Source organism: Pseudomonas sp. NBRC 111124 (genome assembly GCF_001320245.1).
In the GTDB taxonomy this organism is placed as follows: Bacteria; Pseudomonadota; Gammaproteobacteria; order Pseudomonadales; family Pseudomonadaceae; genus Aquipseudomonas.
The window spans coordinates 13,862-36,377 of sequence record NZ_BCBA01000021.1 but is presented as its reverse complement, the minus strand read 5'-3'; the positions used below and the strand labels follow the sequence as shown (position 1 = coordinate 36,377).

The following is a 22,516-nucleotide window of genomic DNA, read 5'->3' as shown; positions in this document are numbered from 1 at the left end:
ATGGAATGCGGCAGCTGAACAGCCTATGATTGTGGCGCCTTTCATTTTCGACGGCCTCGGTTGGTCCTCTTGGCATGTCGGGCGGGCGCTGTGCGGCGGGGCGGCAAGGCAAGTGCGTGCCGCCGGTGGATGGGTTCACTCGACTGACGAATGGATCACTGTAGGCTCTTTGACCCGTTATGCAAAAAAGGCGACGGGCGGCTAAATTCAAGGTGAGTTGTAAAGCATGACAGATAAGAATGCGGTGGTTGAAAAGTTCAAAGACCGACAGGCGTTGATTGGTATTGTCGGCCTCGGTTATGTTGGCTTGCCCTTAATGCTTCGTTATAATGCGATTGGTTTCAACGTATTGGGCATAGATATTGATCGGGATAAGGTAGAAAAGCTCAATCGTGGCGAGAGTTACATTGAGCATATACCAGGATCCAGTATTGGCAAGGCACGCAAAACCGGTTTTGAAGCGACTGTAGATTTTAGGCGTGCCAGTGAGTGCGACGCGCTGATTCTTTGCGTGCCAACACCGTTGAATAAGTATCGCGAGCCAGACATGAGCTTCGTGATTAATACTACCGATGCGCTCAAGCCTTATTTGCGTGCCGGTCAAGTGGTCTCGTTGGAGAGTACAACTTACCCGGGGACCACTGAAGAAGAGCTGTTGCCGCGTGTTCAAGAGGGCGGCTTGATAGTAGGCGAGAACATCTATCTGGTTTACTCCCCAGAGCGTGAAGATCCCGGCAATCCGAACTTCGAAACCCGCACTATACCAAAGGTCATCGGTGGGCATACCCCGAAATGCCTGGAAGTGGGTATCGCTCTATATGAGCAGGCTATCGACCAAGTGATTCCAGTCAGCTCCACCAAAGCCGCTGAAATGACCAAGCTACTGGAAAACATACATCGCGCGGTGAACATCGGCCTAGTCAACGAAATGAAGATCGTCGCGGACCGCATGGGTATCGACATCTTTGAAGTGGTTGATGCCGCAGCTACCAAGCCTTTTGGCTTTACGCCTTACTACCCCGGTCCAGGTCTGGGCGGCCATTGCATTCCCATTGATCCCTTCTATCTGACTTGGAAGGCCCGTGAATATGGAGTCAATACCCGTTTCATCGAGCTCTCGGGGGAAGTCAACCAAGCCATGCCAGAGTATGTATTGAGCAAGCTGGTGGATGGTTTGAACAACGCTGGCAAGGCCTTGAAAGGCAGCCGGGTCCTTGTATTGGGCATTGCGTACAAGAAGAACGTGGACGATATGCGCGAATCGCCTTCAGTGGAGATTATGGAGCTGATCCAGGCGAAGGGAGGGGTCGTGGCTTACAGTGACCCTCATGTGCCTGTTTTCCCTCGTATGCGCGAGCATCATTTCGACCTCAGCAGCGAGCCGCTGACCGCAGACAATGTCGCCAGCTTTGATGCCGTGGTACTGGCCACGGATCATGACAAGTTCGACTACGCATTGATCGAGGCACAGGCGAAACTGATCATCGATAGCCGAGGCAAGTACCGTGCTCCCATGGCCCATATTATCAAGGCCTGAATTGCGGATAGCTCTGACGCTCCGCCCGATCATGTGTCGGGCGGATTCACTTTTTTCGAAGGAAGCACCATGAAAAATTTCGCTCTGATCGGCGCAGCTGGCTACATTGCCCCCCGACACATGCGCGCCATCAAGGATACGGGTAATCGTCTGGTTTCCGCCTACGACATCAATGACTCGGTCGGGATCATCGATAGCATCTCGCCGCAAAGCGAATTTTTCACCGAGTTCGAGTTTTTCCTCGAACATGCTCATGCCCTGACGCGCGACGCAGCGACCGCGTTGGATTATGTTGCCATTTGCTCGCCAAACTACTTGCACTATCCACATATTGCCGCAGGCCTGCGCCTGGGGTGCGATGTCATCTGCGAAAAACCACTGGTGCCAACCCCTGAGATGCTCGATCAGCTTTCACTCATCGAGCAGGAAACCGGCAAGCGTCTGTACAATATCCTGCAGCTGCGCCATCACCAGGCAATCATCAACCTGAAGAACAAGGTGGCGTCCGAGAACCGTGCCCACAAGTACGAAGTCGACCTCACCTATATCACTTCGCGCGGCAAATGGTACCTGAAGAGCTGGAAGGGTGACCCTCGCAAGTCTTTTGGAGTGGCAACCAATATCGGTGTGCATTTCTACGACATGCTGCATTTCATTTTCGGGAAGCTACAGCGCAACATCGTGCACTTCTCGTCGGAGCACAAGGCAGCCGGCTACCTCGAGTACGAAAAAGCGAGGGTGCGTTGGTTCCTCTCCGTTGATGCAGATGATCTGCCGATGTCTGTGAAAGGCAAAAAGCCAACCTACCGTTCGATTACCGTGGATGGTGAAGAGATGGAGTTTTCCGAAGGCTTTACCGACCTTCATACTGCCAGCTATGAAGAAATCCTTGCTGGACGGGGTTACGGCATTGAAGACGCACGTCATTGTGTGGAAACCGTCAACGTTATCCGCAGCGCCCCTGTGGTTCAGGCCAAAGACAACGAGGCGCATCCCTTTGTGCTCAGCCTCGCTCGCTGATATATCGTGGTACTGGCGGTCTTGAGACCGCCCATTTTTTCGCGGAGCAATGTTTTAAAGGTCCTGGGTAGCGTGTCTAACAATAACGAATCATCGCTGAAAGCATCGAGTTTGCAGTCACCGAGCAAAGGCATCCGCCTGGATGTCCAAGGCCTGCGAGCGGTAGCAGTTCTTGCTGTGCTGGCTTACCATATAAACAATTCCTGGCTCCAGTCAGGTTATGTTGGTGTTGATGTCTTTTTCGTCATCTCAGGGTTCATCATCACAGCGTTGCTAACTGAGCCGGGCAGCAAGATCCATTTACCGTCATTTTACGTAAACCGCATCAAACGAATTGTTCCTGCGTACGCCATCATGCTGGCGGTTGCCAGTGTATTATCGGCCATTCTATTTTTAAGCACTGATTTCGAGTTCTTTCGTCAGAGCTTGAAATCAGCAGCGCTGTTTACCAGTAACCAGTATTTTTCGAGTTTCGGCAGCTATTTTGCTCCTCGCGCAGAGGAATTGCCCTTGCTGCATACTTGGTCGCTCGCGATTGAGATGCAGTTTTATTTGTTCTTTCCTTTGGTGCTGCTGGGCTTGCCGCGCTCCTGGCGATTAATGGTCCTGTCATTGCTCACCGCGGGTCTGTTCTTGTGGAGTGGCATCAAAGTCTCGGGCGGTGATCACGCTCGCGCATATTTTTCGCTGCTCACCCGTATGCCCGAATTCCTGCTCGGTGGGGTAGTCGCGCTTGGTCTGCGGCATCGAGAAATGCCTGTTCAGATTTCTGCTGTGCTCGGCTTGCTTGGAGTTACCTTGCTTACGATCAGTTTTGTCATGATTGATAGTACGCAGTTTCCGGGCTATTGGTCGATCCTGCCCTGCGTCGGGGCGGCACTGGTGATTGCGGCGCGGCGCGGACCAGTCAACAGGCTATTGTCCTCCTCTGTTCTGGTATGGGTCGGTGGTATTTCTTATTCCCTTTATTTGTGGCACTGGCCGGTTTTGGCATTCATCCGATATTACACCGGGCAGTACGAGTTGAGTTTGGGATGGCTTCTCGCTGCATTGATCGCTTCGTTTGTCCTGGCGTGGCTTTCCTATCGACTCATCGAGCAACCGGCACGCAAGTTGTCGGGGGGGCGACGTTTGATTACCAGACTTGCGCTCCCAGGAGTTGGGATTGGCTTGATGGTATTGCTGAGTATCAGGTTGAATCCCCAGATCGTTTTGCCAGTACCGCAGGAGCAAGCTCGTTATGCGGCGCCAGAGCTGATCTGCCACGGGCAACAGGTAGGGGAGTGCAAGCGCGGCCAAGCTAGCGCTATACCGTCGGTTCTGGTAATCGGCGATAGTCATGCTGCTCAGCTCAATTACTTTCTGGATCAGGCGGGTAGCGAACACGGTGTAGCGTATCGCGTGCTTACCGCGAGCAGTTGCGTGCCCATTTCTGGTTTCGACGTTGAGCGTTTGCCTGACTATGCCCAGCAGCCTTGCCGATCACAAATAATCGCTGTGAAACAGGCACTGCTGACAATGGATAAAGTGATCATTGCAGGTATGTGGCAATATCAGATGCCGAGTGCGGCATTCGTCAAAGCACTACAGGCATTTTTGAATGATGCGTCTGCAGCCCATAAACAGGTTGTGGTTTTAGGGCAGATTCCGATGTTCCGTACGGATGTGCAACGGGTTCGACGCTTCAGGGAGCTCGGGTTGCCAGCTAGCCTGGCGTTCAATGACGAGTGGAGGGCAGCGAACCACCAGGTCGCAGAACTCACGATTGGCATCCCGGGCGTACATTATGTGGATTTCTCCAGTTCAAGCTTCTTCGCTGACGCACCCTACGAAGAAGGTGATCTTATCTATCAGGATAATCATCACCTCAATGAAATCGGGGCGCGTCGTTACGGGCATTTTGCCGGTGGGCAGCTACAGCAGTTGTTCGACCCAACTCAATCCAGCGTGAGTCTAAAGCAATGAACCATTATCAGCACCCCAGTGCAATAGTCGATGAAGGCGCGCAGATTGGCAAGGATTCGCGCGTATGGCATTTCGTCCATGTCTGTAGCGGCGCGCGGATTGGTGCGGGCGTTTCCCTCGGTCAAAACGTATTTGTCGGCAATAGGGTTGTGATCGGTGACCGCTGCAAAATTCAGAACAACGTGTCGGTGTACGACAACGTCACGCTGGAGGAAGGGGTGTTCTGCGGGCCGAGCATGGTCTTTACCAACGTGTACAACCCGCGCTCGCTGATAGAGCGCAAAGACCAATATCGAGACACGCTGGTGAAGAAGGGCGCGACACTGGGCGCGAACTGTACGATTGTTTGCGGAGTTACAATTGGCGAATTTGCTTTTGTAGGTGCGGGCGCGGTGATCAACAAGGATGTGCCAGCCTATGCGCTGATGGTCGGGGTGCCGGCCAAACAGATCGGCTGGATGAGTGAGTTTGGTGAGCAACTGGATGTAAGTGCAAATGGCCAAGCCATTTGCTCGCACACAGGGGCAACGTATGTAGTGCGCGGCAATTTCCTTGAAAAACTGGATGTTTGACCATGATTGAATTCATTGACCTGAAGCAGCAACAAACACGCATCAAGGCTTCTATCAACGGCGCTATTCAGCGCGTATTGAGTCATGGCCAATACATTTTGGGCCCCGAAGTGGCCGAGTTGGAGGCGCGTCTGGCAGCTTACGTAGGGGTAGATCATTGCATCACCTGTGCCAACGGTACTGATGCCTTACAAATTGTTCAAATGGCACTTGGTATCCGCCCCGGTGACGAAGTGATCACACCAGGTTTTACCTATATTGCGACGGCGGAAACTGTCGCGCTGCTCGGCGCCAAGCCTGTGTATGTGGATGTTGATGAGCGCACCGGAAACTTGGATGTCAAGAAACTCGAAGCCGCCATCACGCCGCGTACGAAAGCCATAGTGCCCGTGTCGTTATATGGGCAGTGCGCTGATTTTGATGCGATTAACCAAATTGCCGATAAATATAGCATACCGGTTATTGAGGACGCTGCTCAGAGCTTCGGCGCAACTTACAAGGGGCGACGATCCTGTGGGTTGACCACCGTAGCATGCACCAGTTTCTTTCCAAGTAAACCGCTTGGCTGTTATGGCGACGGTGGTGCGATCTTTACTAATGATCCAGCGCTGGCTCTGGTTATTCGCCAGATTGCCCGGCACGGACAGGAAAAGCGCTATCACCATGTAAGGGTGGGCGTGAACAGTCGGCTCGATACTCTACAGGCCGCAGTGCTGCTGGCAAAGCTCGATATTTTTGATAGCGAAATAGTGCTTCGCCAGCAGGTGGCGAAACGCTATAGCGAACTGCTGAGTGGGCAGGACTCAATCAAGCTCCCTCACATCGCAGAGGAGAATACCTCCGTCTTTGCACAATTTACTGTTCAGTTAGAGGGGCGTGAGAAAGTCCAGGCTGAGCTGAAAGCGAGCGGCGTGCCGAGTGTGGTTCACTATCCGATCCCGCTTAACAAGCAAGCTGCAGTTGCTTCTAACGCTTACCTTCCTGTAGGGGATTCGCTAGCGACCAAGGTTTTGAGCTTGCCAATGCATCCCTACTTGAGTGAGGCCGATATTGAAACTGTAGTAAGCGCTTTAATTTCCGCGTGCGGTACGATTAAATGAAGGTTTTGAAATATGTCTCGTCGTATTGGCGAGACATTTTCTTGCAAGCTTCAGGGAATACAATTGCGCAGATTGTTGGAGTGTTAGGTATTCCGTTGTTGTCGAGGCTGTACGCGCCTCAGGAGTTTGCAGTGCAAAATATTTTCCTGCAGCTTGTGATGTTTTTTGCGGGTATTATGACTTGGCGATATGAATACTTTTTCCAGATGCTTAAAGATGACCAGCAAGCGCGTTGGTTGTTCTCAGGTATAATTAAACTTGGTATTGTTACAGGTTTTGTGCTGACGGTGGCGCTGTACGCCTTTTCGGCGCAAATCGCTCAGTTGTTGTCACTGGAACAAGGTGTTAACTTACTGGTTGTTGCACCGCTTAGCGCATTGCTAGTGTCGTTAGCGCTGGCGTTTCAACATAATGCCCAGCGCTCAGGCGCTTACAAAATTTCTGCATTGTCGGAAGTATTTGGCAAGTCGGCCTATGTGGCGTCGGGGGCGCTGTTGGCTGCGGTAACGACGAGCGGCCTGCTTTTTACAACATTGTTTAGCGCGTTAGGCAAGATTGGCGCCCTTTTGCCTTACTCTAACAATCTCATCTTTGGATCTTGTGCACGTGCACCTGATGCAGTGAGTCCTTTAAAAAAGCATGCGAGTGGTGCGAACGCCCTGGTCTTGTCGCATATTTTGGTTACTGTGAGCAGTGCGGCACCTATTTTCTATATATCAGCCATGTACGGCACGGAAATACTTGGGCAATTTTCGATGGTCATGGCAACTATCTTCCTTCCTTCTGGTTTGGTTGGTGCGGCCATTGGTCAGGTGTTCTACCAGCGTGCGGCGTTGCACGCGGAGGACCCCCATGTTCTTAAAGGACTTTGGCTTATGACCCTGCGAAAACTGGCGCTATTCGGTATGCCCATCTATTTGTGCGCTGGTGTTTTGTCCCCCTGGATTTATCCGTTTGTCTTGGGCGGGCAATGGCATGATGCGGGGTTGTACGCGCAAGTGCTGATGGTTGCCGCGCTCAGTGCTTTTGTCAGTACGCCGTTGGATCGCGTTTCATTGGTGCTTCGCTACAACTGGTATTTGCCTTCATTGCATGTGTTCAGGTTAATGGCCACAGGTATCCTACTCTCGCTCGCCATTCACATGGTCCTTGATTTCAAAAATTTCTTGCTATTTTATGTCGTGCAGATGTCGGCGGTCTATCTTCTAGATATTTTATTTGCTCATTTCTTGATCGGATATGCGGCCAGCAAGCGGGCGACATAATGGAAGATTTTTGATTGGGTGTTGGAACCGTCAAAGCCTTTGATATGGGCCTGGCGTGATTGGCACGTAAAGGGGTACCGCCCGAAATGACATGCGCGAGCTAACCGGAAGAGAGGTCATAATGGGCAGTGAAGTTGCGAATCGTATCAGGGAGCAGGATGCCTCAGAGTTGCCAAGCTCGCTGGCAATGGTAAAAGTGGCCCGGATAAAGCTTTTGGCGGCTGTTGTTTTTTATGTTTTTGCCCTGGTTTATGGGCACGACAAATACCTCTCTCTGGAGCAGGCGTTTTGGGGATTCAATGCGCCTCATTTTAATTTGAGCAGTATGCTGCTTATCATCGTGTTGGCGATGATTCCTGTTTTCGTTATGCCGTTATACTTCGTCAGGCCTTCCACTCTGTTTATCTATGCCTTGGTGTTTTGCGTCTACTTACCAGCGGTCGTCACGGGGATGCTTAATTATGAGGACTCCATAGAGCGCTACTTTTGGGTGTTCTTATGTTTTTGCATAGGCATAGTTGCTTGTTGCTTGGCTGTTCGCTGCGTTCCCTCGCGCAATAACGCCTCAAGGTCCTTCTCGAGGCCGTTGTTGCTCGCTTGCATACTGGGCTTCCTAATCTGCTTCGTCGTCTTGTTTCTGACGTACAGAGATATTCTGTCTTTTTCCGGCGTGAATGATATTTATGCGCAACGAGAAAAGGGGGCAGCCACATCCCTGTTCATAGGGTATTGCCAGGTTTATCTGGCTTACTTTTTCTCACCGATAGTGTTTGCTGCCGGTTTGACGTCGAGGCGTGTCCTGGTCACGCTACTAGGTTTTGCCGGCTTTATTTTTGTGTTCATGATAACTGCCGAGCGAACAGTGCTGCTTTTGCCGTTCGCAATGCTCTTGATGACGCTGATTTTTAGAGCGCGTTACGCAAATCCCAATGCTCCGGTGTACTTGTTTGCGGGTGGGGGAGTGATGGTATTCCTGATTGCGACGCTTCATGATCAAGTTGGAGTTTTTCGGGAGTTGGGTTTCTATTTTTATACGCGTTTAATCGCTTGCCCTGGTTTGTTTGTTACCCAGTATTATGATTTGTTCTCTACGCAAGGCTTTACATATTGGGCTCACGTTTCGGGTATCGGTCAGCTTGCTGAGGTTCCAGCAGCGTACGCAATGGATGAAAAATGGCCTGCTCTGGGTAAAATTCTCGCTGAACGGGTGCTGGGCGTGGAGAGTCAGTCCAATGCCAGCTTTGTCGCAACCGACGGTATCGCTGCTGCTGGCGGTCCAGGCGTGTTGGTCATCTTCCTGTTCTACACCGCTTGGCTGATTGCACTGGATTGGGTCTCCCAAGGATGGAGCAAGGTGCTGCTGCTGACGGCGCTTTTTCCGCTCGCATTTATTAGTACAAATGGTCCGTTTTCAACCATGTTGGCTTCCTTTGGCGGTGGGCTGTGGATAGCCATGCTATGGTTTGACAAATTCAGAATAAAGCTATGGGGGCATCGGCTGTGATTGGATATGTTATTTCGCGAATACTTAAAAAATCACGAGGCGCTGCGCTGGTTGACTCACAAATTCCTCGTAGTTCGAAAGTGGAGTCGGGCAGTACGTTAATTTCTACCCGCTTTGGTCGGCATAGCTTCTGCGGTTATGATTGTACGTTCATAAGAACTAATGTTGGATCATTTTGCTCAGTGGCAAATAATGTTGTGGTAGGCGGCGCCCGCCATCCAATCGAATACGTTTCGACCAGTCCAGTATTCTTGGCCCATAAAGAGAGTATCAAGAAAAAGTTTTCCCGGCATGATTATCGTTGGGAGCCCTCCACGACAATAGGGCACGATGTGTGGATTGGCGAGGGCGTTTTGATCAAGGGAGGGGTTACGATCGGAACCGGGGCGGTGATAGGTATGGGCAGTGTGGTCACCAAGGACGTTCCTCCTTATGCAATCTACGGCGGCAACCCGGCACGGCTGATACGTTTCAGATTTAGCGAGGCTATAATCGTGGGGCTTATGAAGAGCCGTTGGTGGGAACTGTCGGATGAACAGTTGACCGCGGCGGCCGTACATTTCACCGATCCAGAAGCTTTTTTGAAAAGTCAGAAGTTGCTATGAAGATTATTCATCTGTGTGTTTCATGTTTTTATATCGATGGTTATCGGTATCAGGAAAACGAACTGGTTCGAGAGCACGTAGATACCGGCCACGATGTATTAGTAGTGGCGTCCACGGAAACCTATCTGGATAATTTGACCCTCGGCTACACCGCGCCAGGAGATTATATGGGTTCGGACGGCGCTCGGGTTATACGCTTGCCTTACAGTGGGCCCGCCCCGTTCTTTTTTAAAAAGAAGCTCAGGATTCATAATGGCCTGGAACGAATTCTTGAGACGTTCGCGCCAGATGTGATCATGTTTCATGGTCTGTGTGGCTGGGAGTTGCGCACCGCAGCACGGTATAAGCGCAAGCATCCGGAAGTGAAACTTTATGTCGATAGCCACGAGGACGCAAATAACAGTGCAGTGAGCAAATTTTCAAAGCTGCTGCACAATTTTTACTATCGTCCCATTATCAGGGCGGCACTGCCTGATATAGATAAAGTGCTTTGTATTTCTCAGGAAACGCTCGATTTTTGTCGCGAGCAATATGGGATTGACGATTCGGCCATGGAGTTTTTTCCCTTGGGAGGGAAAATTGCCGATGATGCGAGCTATGCGAAAATTCGTTCGGCGGCGCGTGCGGAATTGGGTGTTGGGCCGGGCCAGACAGTGTTTATACAGTCTGGAAAATTCGATGCCAAGAAGAAGCTGGTTCAAAGTCTTCAGGCCTTCTCGCAATTGCGTTCTGAAGATTTCCGATTCTTGATCGTCGGCCAATTGCATGACGCGATTGCCCAGGAGGCGCGTGCGCTCATTGCCAAGGATCCGCGTGTCACCTTTTTGGGCTGGAAGCCTGCCGATGAGTTGTACGGCTTGTTGTGCGCGGCTGACGTCTATGTCCAGCCGGGAAGCCAGTCAGCGACGATGCAGATGAGCCTCTGCGCTCGTCGACCTGTTATCGTTGCCGACGTGCCTAGCCATGTTCCGTTTGTGCAGGGGAATGGATGGGCCGTTCGTGACGAAAGCGATCTGCTCCGCGCCTTTGAACAGATTGAGGCAGACCCTGGAATACTGGATACTTACTCGAGGCGATCTTACGAAATTGCTACGAGTCTGTTGGATTATCGCCGTATGGCAAAGCGCCTGTTGACCTAATTGCTGGAAGCTAATATGAAAAATTACAGAATTTGTACGCGTTGCATCATGGACACCAGCGACCCGAACATTCGCTTTGATCAGCATGGCGTTTGCGAGTACTGCGCCAATTTCGACAGTGAAATCAAGCCCAATTGGGACACTGGCGACCGCGGCGAGTCCGAATTGATGGCGCTGGCAGAAAAAATCAAGCAGCATGGCAAAGGCAAGGACTTCGACTGCATTATTGGTTTGAGTGGCGGTCTGGATAGCTCGTATGCTGCATATATAGCCAAGAATGTCATGGGACTGAGGCCTTTGCTTTTCCATGTGGACGCGGGCTGGAACACTGACCAAGCAGTTGGCAATATCGAGCGGCTAGTTGACGGGCTCGGCCTGGATCTCTACACCGATGTCATCAACTGGGAAGAAATGAAGGACCTTCAAGTGGCCTTCCTGCGCTCGCAAATTTCCGATCAGGATTTACCGCAGGATGCTGCCTTCTTCTCTTCGCTCTACAAGTTCGCACACAAGCACAAGATCAAATATGTCTTGACGGGCGCCAATTACTCGACGGAGTGCTGCCGTGAGCCCGAAGAATGGGGCGGCTACCCTGGGATTGATAAAACACTGTTCAATGACATTCATGGCCAATTCGGCAAGCGGTCGCTGAAGAGCTTTCCGCTCGTTGATATTTTGACTTACAAGATTTATTACCAGCGTATCCTCGGCATGCAGATTGTCAAGCCGCTGAATCTCGTGCCCTACGTCAAAGCGGATGCAGAGGCCACTTTGGAGCGCCTATTTGGCTGGAAGCGGTTCAAGCATAAACATCACGAGTCGCGCTTCACGCGTTTTTACGAAGACTACTGGATGCCGCGCAAATTCGGCTATGAAAAGCGCCGCGCGCACTTCTCCAGCCTGATCATGACCGGTCAGTTGACGCGTGAAGCAGCGCTTGAGCGCATCGCCCGGCCTGAAATGGATGAAAACTTCCTGAAATCCGAGTTCGAATACGTGGCGCACAAGCTGGACTTGACTGTACCCGAGCTACAAGGCATTTTTGACGGTCAGAATAAGACCTTCCGTGACTACAAGAACAAACGTTTCGTGATCGGCATTGGTGCAAGAGTGCTCAGTGCGATCGGATTGGAAAGAAGGCTGTTCAGATGATCACCATCATTGATTACGGCTTGGGCAACATCCAGGCCTTCGTTAACGTCTATCGACGCTTGCACATCCCGGTGGCAGTTGCGCAGACCACGGCGCAACTGGATGGTGCAACCAAGCTGATCCTTCCCGGTGTCGGCGCCTTCGACCATGCAATTGAACGGCTGGATGCGTCGGGTATGCGGCCTGCCCTAGAAGAACTGGTGCAGCAGCACAAGGTGCCTGTGCTTGGTATCTGTGTGGGCATGCAAATTCTTGCCAATAGCAGCGAAGAAGGGCTCCTGGCTGGCCTGGGCTGGGTTCCCGGGTGCGTTCGCTCCTTCAAGTCAGTCCCCAACCTTGCAGACCTGCCGTTGCCTCACATGGGGTGGAATGACGTGGCAGCCCTAAACGACAACCCGTTGTTCAAAGGTTTCGAAGAAGAGGCGCGGTTCTACTTCCTGCATTCGTTCTTCTTCGATTGCGAGCAGGAACAGCACCGTGCGGCTATGTCTTCATACGGTCTTGAGTTCAGTTGTGCTGTTCAGGCTGGAAACGTCTATGGCGTTCAGTTCCACCCTGAGAAGAGCCACCATTTTGGTGTCGGCCTGCTGAAAAACTTCGCGGAACTGTGAGCGGATACTGACAATGCTAAGACCCCGGATCATTCCATGCCTGCTCATTCAAGATGGTGGGCTGGTCAAGACGGTCAAATTCAAAGATCCGAAATACGTCGGAGATCCCATCAATGCGGTGAAGATTTTCAACGAAAAGGAAGCCGATGAACTGATCGTTATCGACATTGACGCCACGGCACATGGCGTCGAACCCAATTATACGCAGATTGCCAAGCTTGCCGCTGAATGCCGTATGCCGCTGTGTTACGGTGGTGGCATTCGCACTGCAACGCAAGCCAAGAAGATCATCCAGTTGGGGGTGGAGAAGGTAGCCATCAGCTCGGCCGCCCTGGAAAACCCCCGGCTCGTCACCCAGATCGCTGAAGAAATTGGCAGTCAGAGCGTGGTCGTGGTCCTAGACCACAAGACACGTTTGCTGAGCAAGCATCAGGAAGTGTGGACCCACAATGGCACCCGCAACACCAAGCGCAGTGTGCTGGAAATGGCCCAGGAGCTGGAAAAGCTTGGTGCAGGGGAAATTGTCCTCAACTCTATCGAAAATGACGGAAAGATGAAGGGCTACGATCTGGACCTGGCGACCAAGCTTCGCGCGGCAGTGCACATCCCGATCACCATTCTTGGTGGCGGCGGTTCGCTTGAGGACATGGCCAGCGTGGTGAAGGCGTGCGGCGTGGTTGGCGTGGCGGCGGGCAGTTTCTTCGTCTTCAAGGGTGCCTATCGAGCGGTGCTGATCAGCTATCCAAGTGCCCAGCAGAAAGACGACATCATTTATTCAGCTCTACGTGCTCGATAATCACTTGGGCATGACGCAAGGGTCAAATCATATGTTCAAAGGTAAAAAGCTTCTCATCACGGGCGGCACCGGATCTTTCGGCAACGCGGTCCTCAAGCGGTTTCTCGATAGCGACATCGCGGAAGTGCGAATTTTCAGCCGCGATGAGAAGAAACAGGACGACATGCGCAAGCGTTACGACAGCGCCAAGCTCAAGTTCTATATTGGCGATGTTCGCGACTATCAGAGTGTGTTGAATGCCACCCGGGGTGTGGACTTCATCTACCATGCTGCAGCGTTGAAACAGGTGCCGTCTTGCGAGTTTCACCCGATGGAAGCAGTCAAGACCAATGTCATCGGTACCGAGAACGTCCTAGAGGCGGCCATTCAGAACGAAGTGCGACGCGTCGTCTGCCTCAGTACCGACAAGGCGGTTTACCCGATCAATGCGATGGGTATTTCCAAGGCCATGATGGAGAAGGTCATGGTTGCCAAGTCACGTAACCTCAATGAGGCCAAGACAGTAATATGCGGCACGCGCTACGGCAACGTTATGGCTTCGCGTGGTTCGGTGATCCCGTTGTTCATCGATCAGATACGCGCGGGCAAGCCGCTGTCCATTACCGACCCCAACATGACCCGCTTCATGATGACCTTGGCTGACGCGGTAGACCTCGTATTGTATGCCTTCGAGCATGGCAACAATGGTGACCTGTTCGTGCAGAAGGCACCGGCCGCCACGGTGCAAACCTTGGCATCGGCACTGACCGCTTTGCTTGGTCGACCAGAGCACCCTATTCAGGTTATCGGTACGCGTCATGGTGAAAAACTCTACGAAGCGCTGCTTAGCCGAGAAGAAATGGCATGTGCCGAGGACATGGGCGCTTACTATCGTGTGCCGCCAGACCTGCGTGATCTGAATTACAGCAAGTTTGTCGAGCAGGGTGAAGAGAAGATTTCTCATACGGAAGATTACAACTCACATAATACTCACCGCCTTGATGTAGAGCAGATGCAGGCTTTGCTGTTGAAACTTGAATTCATCAAGTCCATCCAGCGTGGCGAGCATGCCGCGCCGGAGGAGTGACCCATGAAGGTTCTGGTCACTGGAAGCAACGGCTTCATCGCCCGTAACCTGCTTGTTCATTTGCGCGAACGCAAGGACATTGAAGTCATTCTCTACGCGCGTGGCGACGACCTGCAGGCGTTGGAAGCCAAGGTGGCGCAAGCCGAATTCATCTTTCACCTGGCCGGTGTAAATCGCCCTCAGGATCCAGCTGAGTTTGGCAGTGGCAACAGCGAACTGACTCAGCGGTTGTGCGAGGCTGTGAAAGCGTCCGGGCGGAACATTCCGGTACTTTATACTTCGTCTATCCAGGCAGAACGAGACAACCCTTACGGGCACAGCAAATTGGCAGCCGAACAGGCGTTGACTGCGCTGACTCGGGTGCATGGCAATGATGTTTATATCTTCCGTTTGCCTAACGTGTTTGGTAAGTGGGCACGCCCCAATTACAATTCGGCGGTAGCGACCTTCTGCCACAATATTGCTAATGATCTGCCGATCCAGATTCATGATGCCTCTGCAGTCGTGAGCTTGGTCTATGTGGACGACGTAGTCAGCAAGTTCCTGGCTGTCATGGATGGCGAGAGCGTGGGCAGTGGCAGGGTCGAAGTGGAACCGGTCTATAGCACCACGGTGGGCGCATTGGCTGTGCAACTGCGCAATTTCCGTGAAAGCCGCTCGACGCTGATTACCGAAAACGTAGGTGTGGGCCTTGTGCGTGCACTGTATTCCACCTACCTGAGCTACCTACCGCCTGCAACATTTGCCTATGAAGTACCCAAGTACGGCGACCCACGCGGTGTTTTCGTTGAAATGCTGAAAACGCCTGAAGCCGGCCAGTTTTCGTACTTTACGGCTCATCCAGGCATAACGCGTGGTGGCCATTATCACCATTCCAAAACCGAGAAGTTCCTGGTGATCAAAGGCAAGGCAAACTTCCGTTTTCGCCATGTCGTCACCGAAGAATTCTACGAACTTCAGACCAGTGGCGAGTCTCCGACCATCGTCGAGACAGTCCCAGGTTGGACCCATGACATTACCAACATCGGAAATGACGAAATGATCGTCATGTTGTGGGCCAATGAAATTTTCGATCGCGAACACCCTGATACTTATGCGTTGCCGGTATGCCCGTGACCCGGGTGTCGCGTGAAATGAGGACAGTATGAAAAAGCTGAAAATTGTTACTGTTGTTGGAACCCGTCCGGAAATTATTCGCCTGTCGCGGGTCATGAGCGCGCTCGATCAGCATTGTGAACAGGTGCTGGTGCATACGGGTCAGAATTATGACTACGAACTGAACGAAATCTTTTTTCAGGACTTGGGTATCCGCAAACCTGACCATTTCCTCAATGCGGCCGGAGCCTCCGGGGCAGAGACCATCGGCAATGTGATCATTGCGGTGGATCGCGTGCTGGCCGAGGTGCAGCCTGAAGCGCTGCTGGTTCTGGGCGATACCAATAGCTGCATGGCGGTGATCCCGGCCAAGCGCCGAAAGATCCCGACCTTTCACATGGAGGCAGGCAACCGTTGCTTCGACATGCGTGTCCCTGAAGAGATCAACCGACGCATCGTCGACCATACGGCTGACATCAACCTCACTTACAGCACCATTGCACGTGACTACCTGCTCCGCGAGGGTCTTCCGCCAGACATGGTGATCAAGACCGGTAGCCCGATGTTCGAGGTGCTAAACCATTATCGTCCGTCGATCGAGGTTTCCGACGTATTGCAGCGTCTTGGATTGGTAGAGGGGCAGTTTTTTGTCGTCAGCGCACACCGCGAAGAGAATATTGAGTCGGACAAGAACTTCCTGAAGCTGGTGGACGTGCTCAATACCGTGGCCGCCGAGTTCAAACTGCCGGTGATTGTTTCAACCCATCCCCGCACGCAGAAACGTGTCGATGCGCTGGGTGTCAAGTTTCACGCCAACGTTCGCCTGCTCAAGCCGTTGGGCTTCACTGACTATAACAAGCTGCAGTTGGCTTCCAAGGCGGTCTTGTCAGACAGTGGCACCATCAACGAAGAATCGTCGATCCTCAATTTCCCGGCACTGAACTTGCGTGAAGCACATGAGCGTCCTGAGGGTATGGAGGAGGCCGCAGTCATGATGACCGGCCTGGATGTGACGCGCGTGCTGCAGGGGCTGGCGCTGCTGCAGACACAGCCACGTGGCGAGAACCGAGGCCTACGCCTGGTAGAAGACTACAGCATGCCGAATGTGTCGGAGAAGGTGGTGCGAATTATCCACAGCTACCGTGACTATGTAATGCGTACCGTCTGGAGAAGGTACTGATCTGCCATGGCCACGCGCATTCTACTGCTAACTCAATGGTTTGACCCGGAGCCGACGTTCAAGGGACTGGTGTTTGCCCGCGAACTGGTGGCCCAAGGCTTTGAAGTGGAAGTTGTTACCGGCTTCCCCAACTACCCGGGTGGCAAATTGTACTCGGGATACAAGGTCAAGCTCATTCAGCGTGAAGTGATCGATGGCATCAAGGTAACACGCGTGCCGCTCTATCCCAGCCATGGGCAAAGTGGCATCGGGCGCGTACTGAATTATGCAAGTTTTGCGGCGACCAGCCTGCTCTACGGGCTGTTTGGTGCGCGCAAGCCGCATGTCATCTATGCCTACCACCCCCCGTTGACGGTCGGCATGTCGGCTGCACTCATACGGATGTTTCGTAGAGTACCGGTGGTGTATGACATTCAGGACATGTGGCCGGATACTTTGAAGGCTACCGGCATGTTTTCCAACGAGAAGGCTCTTCGGCTGGTCAGCCGGGTATGCGACTGGGTGTATCGCCGTGTCGACCAGATCGTGGTGCTTTCGCCTGGGTTCAGGCGGTTGTTGATCGAACGCGGTGTCCCGGCGGCAAAGATCGATGTGATCTACAACTGGTGCGCCGAGGAGATGGTCTGTACCGTGGATGCAGCCAAGCCTGGCAACTTCCCGACTGCCGACACCTTCCGGGTGTTGTTCGCCGGCAACATGGGCAAGGCGCAAGCGCTTGATGCGCTGATCGAGGCGGCTGTGATTCTCAAGCAACGGGAGGCTAATGTATCGCTGGTCTTTCTCGGTGGCGGCGTTGAGGTTTCGCGCTTGCAAGCCATTGCACAGCAAAGGCAGCTTGACAACGTCGTTTTTTTACCGGGCGTACCTATGGCACAGGTTGGGGCGTATCTGGCGAGTGCTGATGCGTTGATAGTGCACCTGAAGAAGGACCCGCTCTTCACCATAACCATACCCTCGAAGACACAAGCTTATATGGCTGCCGGAAAGCCGCTGATCATGGCAGTGGAAGGTGATGGGGCGCAGCTGGTGCGCGATGCAGGCTGCGGAGTGATTGCCGAGCCGCAAAACCCTCAAGCGCTGGCGGATGCCTGTATCGAACTCAGTGTGCTGACTGAGCAGGCCAGGGCTCAGATGGGCCAGAGAGGTGCGGAGTACTATAGTCAGGAGCTCTCTTTGAAAGTGGGTGTACAACGCTTTGGCGAACATTTCAGGCGCTTGGGCAAATAATGGTGAAACCAGGGTCGGGCCGATGAATTGGGTTAGGTATTGAGATGTTGAAAAGATTGTTCGATGTTGTTGCTGCGACGGCAGGCCTGATAGTGCTGTCGCCAGTATTCGTCATTGTGGCGATGATGATCAGGCGCAAGCTCGGCTCACCGGTATTGTTCCGTCAAGTACGCCCGGGTATGCATGGCAAGCCTTTCCAGATGGTCAAGTTCCGGACGATGCGCGATGCGGTCGATTGCCGGGGCAACCCGCTCCCTGACGACCAGCGCATGACCCGCTTCGGTAGCTTCTTGCGTTCGAGCAGTCTCGATGAGCTGCCCGAGTTGTGGAATGTCGTAAAAGGAGATATGAGCCTGGTCGGCCCACGCCCGTTACTGATGGAGTACCTGCCGTTGTACGACACCGAGCAGCGGCGGCGTCACGATGTACGCCCGGGCGTTACCGGATGGGCGCAGATCAATGGCCGCAATGCATTGAGCTGGGAGGAGAAGTTCAAGCTGGACGTCTGGTATGTAGATAAACGCTCGTTCTGGCTTGACCTTGGAATCATCTTCCTGACGGTGAAAAAAGTGATTGTACGTGACGGCATCAGTGCGCAAGGCGAGGTCACCATGCCCAAATTTACCGGTTCGCGAAAATGATCCGGCTGGCGATTCTAGGGGCCAGTGGCCACGGAAAGGTAGTGGCCGATGCTGCAGCGTTGTGCGGTTGGGGGCACATCGACTTCTTTGACGATGCCTGGCCTGAGCGTACCGCTTGTGGCGTGTGGTCGGTTGTTGGGGGTAGTGCGCAGTTGCTCGCAGCAGTTGATACTTATGAGGGTGTGGTCGTGGCGATCGGCAATAATGTCATCCGCCGAGCTAAGCAGCAGCAGCTTGTGCAGGCTGGCGCCGTGATGGCGACCATCGTCCACCCAACTGCCGTAGTCAGCAAGCATGCGCACATGGGGGCAGGCAGCGTAGTGTTTGCCACTGCTGTGATTAACCCGTTTTGCGAGATAGGTGACGGTGCCATCCTCAATACGGGCTGCAGTGTGGACCATGATTGCAGCCTTGGGGCTTTTGTTCATGTCAGCCCTGGTGCGCGTCTGGCAGGTCAGGTGCAGGTAGGCGACGAAAGTTGGGTTGGCATTGGTGCGAGCGTGCGTCAACTGACCACCATTGGCGCGCGTGTCACGGTTGGCGCTGGTGCAGCTGTGGTTTCGGCTGTTGCAGATGACCAGACTGTTATTGGGGTTCCTGCACGAGCAGTCGGCAAATGACCGCGATCAGCATTAATGAACCAAGCATTTGTGGCTGGCGCGGCAAGTCGCCAGCCTTGTCGAAAATTGTGGATAGCGAGTAGATCACTGTGTTGAATACTTCTTTTGCCCCTTGGCCATCATTCACCGATGAAGAGGCCAATGCAGTTCGTGATGTTGTGCTGTCCAACAAGGTCAATTACTGGACAGGCCAGGAATGCCGCCAGTTCGAGCAGGAGTTCGCTGCTTGGGCCGGTACCGCGCATGCTGTAGCCCTGGCCAACGGCACCGTCGCGTTGGACTTGGCATTAAATGCGTTGGGCATTGGCAAGGGAGACGAGGTTGTCGTCACTCCGCGTACTTTCCTCGCCTCGGTGTCCAGCATTGTCAACGCCGGGGCGGTACCGGTTTTTGCAGAAGTCGACAGGGATACGCAAAATATCACTGTCGAAACCATCCGCGCGGTATTGACGCCGCGTACCCGTGCCGTGATCTGCGTGCACCTTGCCGGTTGGCCATGCGACATGGATCCGATTATGGCATTGGCGGCACAGCATGACCTGAAAGTGATCGAGGATTGTGCACAGGCGCACGGTGCAAGCTATAAGGGGCGTTCTGTTGGCTCAATTGGCCATGTCGGCGCTTGGTCGTTCTGCCAGGACAAGATCATGACCACCGGTGGTGAAGGTGGTATGGTCACTACCAACGACCGTGAGCTTTGGGCAAGGATGTGGGCGTTCAAGGATCATGGGAAAAGCTGGGAGGCGGTTTATCAGCGCGAGCATGCACCCGGTTTCCGCTGGTTGCACGAGAGCTTCGGCACTAACTGGCGCATGATGGAGATGCAAGGGGTTATTGGGCGAATTCAGCTGCGCCGCATGCCTGATTGGAGCAAGGCACGTATGCAAAATTCCAGCGCTATCTGGAACTGTGCGAAGGGGCTCAAGGGCTTGCGCGTGCCTGTTCCGGGGCATGAAATCGGCCATGCAGCTTACAAGTGTTACGTTTTTGTCGAGCCTGGTGCATTACGCCCGGAATGGTCGCGTGACCGTATATTGGGGGCGATCATGGAACGCGGTGTGCCTTGCTTCTCCGGTTCCTGTTCGGAGGTCTACCTGGAAAAAGCATTTGATGGCACCAACTGGCGCCCAGAGCCGCACCTGAGTGTTGCCAGGGAGTTGGGGGAAACCAGCCTGATGTTCCTGGTGCACCCGACCTTGAGTGCTGCAGAAATAGAAAAAACCTGCCAGGCACTGAAAGACGTAATGGCATTGGCAGCAGCGTGACACTCTGCAACTGTAGGAGCTTTGTGAAGAATGGCATGGAAGTGCAAGCATGATTGATAGACTGCGCGCTTGGTTGCTGGCGTTGCCAAGGCGTCACAAGCGCCTTGTGCAGTTGGTAGCAGATATTCTGCTGGTGTGGGCCGCCCTGTGGCTGGCTTTCCTGGTCAGGTTGGGTATCGATGAGCTGGCCGACCCGGTTGCGGAACATGCATGGCTGTTTGTGGCGGCGCCTGCCGTTTCCATTCCGCTGTTTATTCGCTTTGGCATGTACCGGGCGGTCATGCGCTACTTTGGCAACGAAGCCCTGATAGCAATCATCAAAGCTGTCAGCTTGTCTGCGTTGATTCTGGGGCTTGTGGTGTATTGGTACAGCAACCATGAACACCTGGTGCCAAGGTCGGTCATTTTCAACTACTGGTGGCTCAGCCTGATCATGGTGGGCGGACTACGCCTCGCAATGCGTCAGTACTTTCTCGGCGACTGGTTCACTGCTGCGCAACATGTACCATTCACCAACCGGCAGGACGGTCTGCCCCGGGTCGCCGTCTACGGCGCTGGTGCTGCCGGCAACCAGCTCGTGGCGGCGCTACGGATGGGCAAGGTGATGCGCCCGGTGGCATTTATAGACGATGACGAAAGCATTGCCGACCGAGTGATTTCGGGTTTGCAGGTCTACAGGCCTGAGCATATCGAAAAAATGCTGGACGTTACCGGGGCGCAAGAGATTTTGCTGGCAATTCCTTCTGCCAGCAGGGCCCGTCGCCGGGAAATCCTGACCTGTCTTGAGTCATTTCCGCTGCATGTGCGTAGTATCCCAGGTTTCATGGACTTGGCCAGTGGCAGGGTCAAGGTGGATGATATCCAGGAAGTTGATATTGCTGATTTGCTGGGTCGAGATACAGTGCCAGCACAGGAAGACTTGCTGGAGCGCTGCATCGCAGGGCTGACGGTGTTGGTCACCGGGGCAGGCGGCTCGATAGGGTCCGAGTTGTGCAGGCAGATCCTGAGCCTGTCGCCGACGACCTTGCTGATGTTCGAGCACAGTGAGTTCAACCTCTACAGTATTCAGTCGGAACTGGAGCAGCGCATCATTCGCGAAGGCTTGCCCACGCGGTTGTTGCCAATACTGGGTTCGGTACGTAATCCCAAGTTACTGCTGGATGTGTTGCGCAGCTGGAAGGTCGATACGGTATATCACGCCGCTGCCTACAAGCATGTACCCATGGTCGAGCATAATATCGCCGAGGGCGTGCTGAACAATGTTATCGGCACCCTCAATACGGCTCAAGCTGCATTGCAGGCTGGTGTTGCCAATTTTGTGCTTATCTCGACAGACAAGGCAGTACGCCCGACCAACGTGATGGGTAGTACCAAGCGACTGGCCGAACTTGCGCTGCAAGCCTTGAGCGATGAAGCAGCGCCTGTGCTTTTTGGCGAAGAAAATAATGTTTCTCAGGTCAATCGCACGCGTTTTACCATGGTACGGTTCGGAAATGTGTTGGGTTCTTCGGGTTCTGTAATCCCGCTGTTCCATAAACAGATCCAGGACGGTGGTCCGGTTACGGTCACGCACCCAAAGATCACGCGTTACTTTATGACGATTCCTGAGGCTGCCCAGTTGGTGATCCAGGCCGGTTCCATGGGGCAGGGCGGCGATGTATTCGTATTGGACATGGGTGAGCCGGTCAAAATATTCGAACTCGCCGAGAAGATGATTCATCTGTCGGGCCTTAGTGTTCGGTCCGAACGCAACCCCCATGGCGATATCACGATCGAATTCAGTGGCCTGCGGCCGGGTGAGAAACTCTATGAGGAACTGCTGATTGGTGACAATGTGATCGCCACACGTCATCCGATGATTATGAGTGCGCAAGAAGACCGCCTGTCTTGGGACATCATGAAGCAACGGCTAACGGCGTTACTCGCAGCGATCGAAACGGACGACTACGTGACAATCCGACAAATCCTGCGTGAAACCGTGGCCGGCTATACCCCTCAAGGTGACATTGTGGATTTCAAGCATCTTCAAAATCGTCTAAATCCCTAACATACCAGTGCACTGGCTGCCGGAGTAGAAACGGACGCAGCGCTTTTTGCGTATAGGCAATCTGGTCGAGCAGTACTGAATACCGCGTCTAAAATTTCGACAGCATTGG

At 53.3% G+C, this 22,516-nt stretch carries 20 protein-coding genes; all 20 read left to right on the top strand.

What is annotated here, in order from left to right; genetic code table 11:
• Nucleotides 1–226: 226 nt before the first annotated feature.
• A complete protein-coding gene (gene wbpA / locus APH28_RS10090; RefSeq protein ID WP_060508953.1) occupies nucleotides 227–1,537 on the top strand; it encodes a UDP-N-acetyl-D-glucosamine 6-dehydrogenase in 1,311 nt (436 codons plus the stop codon).
• 69 nt (nucleotides 1,538–1,606) lie between these two features.
• On the top strand, nucleotides 1,607–2,557 hold the full coding sequence (gene wbpB / locus APH28_RS10085; RefSeq protein WP_060508951.1) for a UDP-N-acetyl-2-amino-2-deoxy-D-glucuronate oxidase: 951 nt from the start codon (nucleotides 1,607–1,609) through the stop codon (nucleotides 2,555–2,557).
• Between the two features lie 72 nt (nucleotides 2,558–2,629).
• Nucleotides 2,630–4,522, top strand: a complete 1,893-nt coding sequence (locus APH28_RS10080; protein ID WP_256249022.1) for an acyltransferase family protein — start codon at nucleotides 2,630–2,632, stop codon at nucleotides 4,520–4,522.
• Nucleotides 4,519–5,094, top strand: a complete 576-nt coding sequence (gene wbpD, locus APH28_RS10075; RefSeq protein WP_060508949.1) for a UDP-2-acetamido-3-amino-2,3-dideoxy-D-glucuronate N-acetyltransferase — start codon at nucleotides 4,519–4,521, stop codon at nucleotides 5,092–5,094. The genes APH28_RS10080 and wbpD overlap by 4 nt, the downstream gene beginning before the upstream one ends.
• 2 nt (nucleotides 5,095–5,096) lie before the next feature.
• The gene (locus tag APH28_RS10070) at nucleotides 5,097–6,194 is read left to right on the top strand and encodes a DegT/DnrJ/EryC1/StrS aminotransferase family protein (RefSeq protein ID WP_060508947.1); all 1,098 of its coding nucleotides are present in this window, start codon (nucleotides 5,097–5,099) and stop codon (nucleotides 6,192–6,194) included.
• Nucleotides 6,191–7,459: a lipopolysaccharide biosynthesis protein gene (locus tag APH28_RS10065; protein WP_060508945.1), complete on the top strand. Its 1,269-nt coding sequence runs from the start codon at nucleotides 6,191–6,193 to the stop codon at nucleotides 7,457–7,459. The genes APH28_RS10070 and APH28_RS10065 overlap by 4 nt, the downstream gene beginning before the upstream one ends.
• Nucleotides 7,460–7,550: 91 nt before the next feature.
• A complete protein-coding gene (locus tag APH28_RS10060; protein ID WP_256249021.1) occupies nucleotides 7,551–8,963 on the top strand; it encodes a hypothetical protein in 1,413 nt (470 codons plus the stop codon).
• Nucleotides 8,964–9,145: 182 nt separating this feature from the next.
• Entirely contained in the window at nucleotides 9,146–9,568 is a 423-nt protein-coding gene (locus tag APH28_RS29335) for a CatB-related O-acetyltransferase (RefSeq protein ID WP_305729009.1), read from the top strand.
• Nucleotides 9,565–10,707: a glycosyltransferase family 4 protein gene (locus tag APH28_RS10050; protein WP_060508941.1), complete on the top strand. Its 1,143-nt coding sequence runs from the start codon at nucleotides 9,565–9,567 to the stop codon at nucleotides 10,705–10,707. Before APH28_RS29335 ends, APH28_RS10050 begins: the two co-directional genes overlap by 4 nt.
• A 15-nt stretch (nucleotides 10,708–10,722) precedes the next feature.
• Nucleotides 10,723–11,859, top strand: a complete 1,137-nt coding sequence (locus APH28_RS10045) for an N-acetyl sugar amidotransferase (protein ID WP_060508939.1) — start codon at nucleotides 10,723–10,725, stop codon at nucleotides 11,857–11,859.
• Nucleotides 11,856–12,470 carry an imidazole glycerol phosphate synthase subunit HisH gene (gene hisH, locus APH28_RS10040; RefSeq protein ID WP_060508937.1) on the top strand — a complete coding sequence of 205 codons (615 nt, stop codon included), beginning with the start codon at nucleotides 11,856–11,858 and terminating at the stop codon, nucleotides 12,468–12,470. Before APH28_RS10045 ends, hisH begins: the two co-directional genes overlap by 4 nt.
• 13 nt (nucleotides 12,471–12,483) lie before the next feature.
• Complete coding sequence (locus APH28_RS10035; protein ID WP_060508935.1) at nucleotides 12,484–13,266, top strand: AglZ/HisF2 family acetamidino modification protein; 783 nt, start codon at nucleotides 12,484–12,486, stop codon at nucleotides 13,264–13,266.
• Between the two features lie 31 nt (nucleotides 13,267–13,297).
• A complete protein-coding gene (locus tag APH28_RS10030) occupies nucleotides 13,298–14,332 on the top strand; it encodes a polysaccharide biosynthesis protein (protein WP_060508933.1) in 1,035 nt (344 codons plus the stop codon).
• Nucleotides 14,333–14,335: 3 nt separating this feature from the next.
• Nucleotides 14,336–15,448: a capsular polysaccharide biosynthesis protein CapF gene (locus APH28_RS10025; RefSeq protein WP_060508931.1), complete on the top strand. Its 1,113-nt coding sequence runs from the start codon at nucleotides 14,336–14,338 to the stop codon at nucleotides 15,446–15,448.
• A gap of 28 nt (nucleotides 15,449–15,476) precedes the next feature.
• Nucleotides 15,477–16,607 carry a non-hydrolyzing UDP-N-acetylglucosamine 2-epimerase gene (wecB, locus tag APH28_RS10020; protein ID WP_060508929.1) on the top strand — a complete coding sequence of 377 codons (1,131 nt, stop codon included), beginning with the start codon at nucleotides 15,477–15,479 and terminating at the stop codon, nucleotides 16,605–16,607.
• 6 nt (nucleotides 16,608–16,613) lie between these two features.
• Entirely contained in the window at nucleotides 16,614–17,834 is a 1,221-nt protein-coding gene (locus APH28_RS10015; RefSeq protein ID WP_060508927.1) for a glycosyltransferase family 4 protein, read from the top strand.
• A 44-nt stretch (nucleotides 17,835–17,878) separates the two neighbouring features.
• Nucleotides 17,879–18,475 (top strand): sugar transferase, encoded by a 597-nt coding sequence (locus tag APH28_RS10010; protein ID WP_060508925.1) that lies wholly within the window; start codon nucleotides 17,879–17,881, stop codon nucleotides 18,473–18,475.
• On the top strand, nucleotides 18,472–19,095 hold the full coding sequence (locus APH28_RS28030; protein WP_082432285.1) for an acetyltransferase: 624 nt from the start codon (nucleotides 18,472–18,474) through the stop codon (nucleotides 19,093–19,095). Before APH28_RS10010 ends, APH28_RS28030 begins: the two co-directional genes overlap by 4 nt.
• A gap of 89 nt (nucleotides 19,096–19,184) precedes the next feature.
• On the top strand, nucleotides 19,185–20,360 hold the full coding sequence (locus tag APH28_RS10000; RefSeq protein ID WP_060508920.1) for a DegT/DnrJ/EryC1/StrS aminotransferase family protein: 1,176 nt from the start codon (nucleotides 19,185–19,187) through the stop codon (nucleotides 20,358–20,360).
• Between the two features lie 49 nt (nucleotides 20,361–20,409).
• Nucleotides 20,410–22,407: a nucleoside-diphosphate sugar epimerase/dehydratase gene (locus APH28_RS09995; protein WP_177334253.1), complete on the top strand. Its 1,998-nt coding sequence runs from the start codon at nucleotides 20,410–20,412 to the stop codon at nucleotides 22,405–22,407.
• The last annotated feature ends 109 nt before the right edge of the window (nucleotides 22,408–22,516 follow it).

Excerpts from the sequence above, each read along its gene's own strand:
- wbpA (WP_060508953.1), top strand. The coding sequence starts at position 227 with ATGACAGATAAGAATGCGGTGGTTGAAAAGTTCAAAGACCGACAGGCG.
- wbpB (WP_060508951.1), top strand. The coding sequence starts at position 1,607 with ATGAAAAATTTCGCTCTGATCGGCGCAGCTGGCTACATTGCCCCCCGA.
- wbpD (WP_060508949.1), top strand. The coding sequence starts at position 4,519 with ATGAACCATTATCAGCACCCCAGTGCAATAGTCGATGAAGGCGCGCAG.
- APH28_RS10070 (WP_060508947.1), top strand. The coding sequence starts at position 5,097 with ATGATTGAATTCATTGACCTGAAGCAGCAACAAACACGCATCAAGGCT.
- APH28_RS10065 (WP_060508945.1), top strand. The coding sequence starts at position 6,191 with ATGAAGGTTTTGAAATATGTCTCGTCGTATTGGCGAGACATTTTCTTG.
- APH28_RS10060 (WP_256249021.1), top strand. The coding sequence starts at position 7,551 with ATGCGCGAGCTAACCGGAAGAGAGGTCATAATGGGCAGTGAAGTTGCG.
- APH28_RS10050 (WP_060508941.1), top strand. The coding sequence starts at position 9,565 with ATGAAGATTATTCATCTGTGTGTTTCATGTTTTTATATCGATGGTTAT.
- APH28_RS10045 (WP_060508939.1), top strand. The coding sequence starts at position 10,723 with ATGAAAAATTACAGAATTTGTACGCGTTGCATCATGGACACCAGCGAC.
- hisH (WP_060508937.1), top strand. The coding sequence starts at position 11,856 with ATGATCACCATCATTGATTACGGCTTGGGCAACATCCAGGCCTTCGTT.
- APH28_RS10035 (WP_060508935.1), top strand. The coding sequence starts at position 12,484 with ATGCTAAGACCCCGGATCATTCCATGCCTGCTCATTCAAGATGGTGGG.
- APH28_RS10030 (WP_060508933.1), top strand. The coding sequence starts at position 13,298 with ATGTTCAAAGGTAAAAAGCTTCTCATCACGGGCGGCACCGGATCTTTC.
- APH28_RS10025 (WP_060508931.1), top strand. The coding sequence starts at position 14,336 with ATGAAGGTTCTGGTCACTGGAAGCAACGGCTTCATCGCCCGTAACCTG.
- wecB (WP_060508929.1), top strand. The coding sequence starts at position 15,477 with ATGAAAAAGCTGAAAATTGTTACTGTTGTTGGAACCCGTCCGGAAATT.
- APH28_RS10015 (WP_060508927.1), top strand. The coding sequence starts at position 16,614 with ATGGCCACGCGCATTCTACTGCTAACTCAATGGTTTGACCCGGAGCCG.
- APH28_RS10010 (WP_060508925.1), top strand. The coding sequence starts at position 17,879 with ATGTTGAAAAGATTGTTCGATGTTGTTGCTGCGACGGCAGGCCTGATA.
- APH28_RS28030 (WP_082432285.1), top strand. The coding sequence starts at position 18,472 with ATGATCCGGCTGGCGATTCTAGGGGCCAGTGGCCACGGAAAGGTAGTG.
- APH28_RS09995 (WP_177334253.1), top strand. The coding sequence starts at position 20,410 with ATGATTGATAGACTGCGCGCTTGGTTGCTGGCGTTGCCAAGGCGTCAC.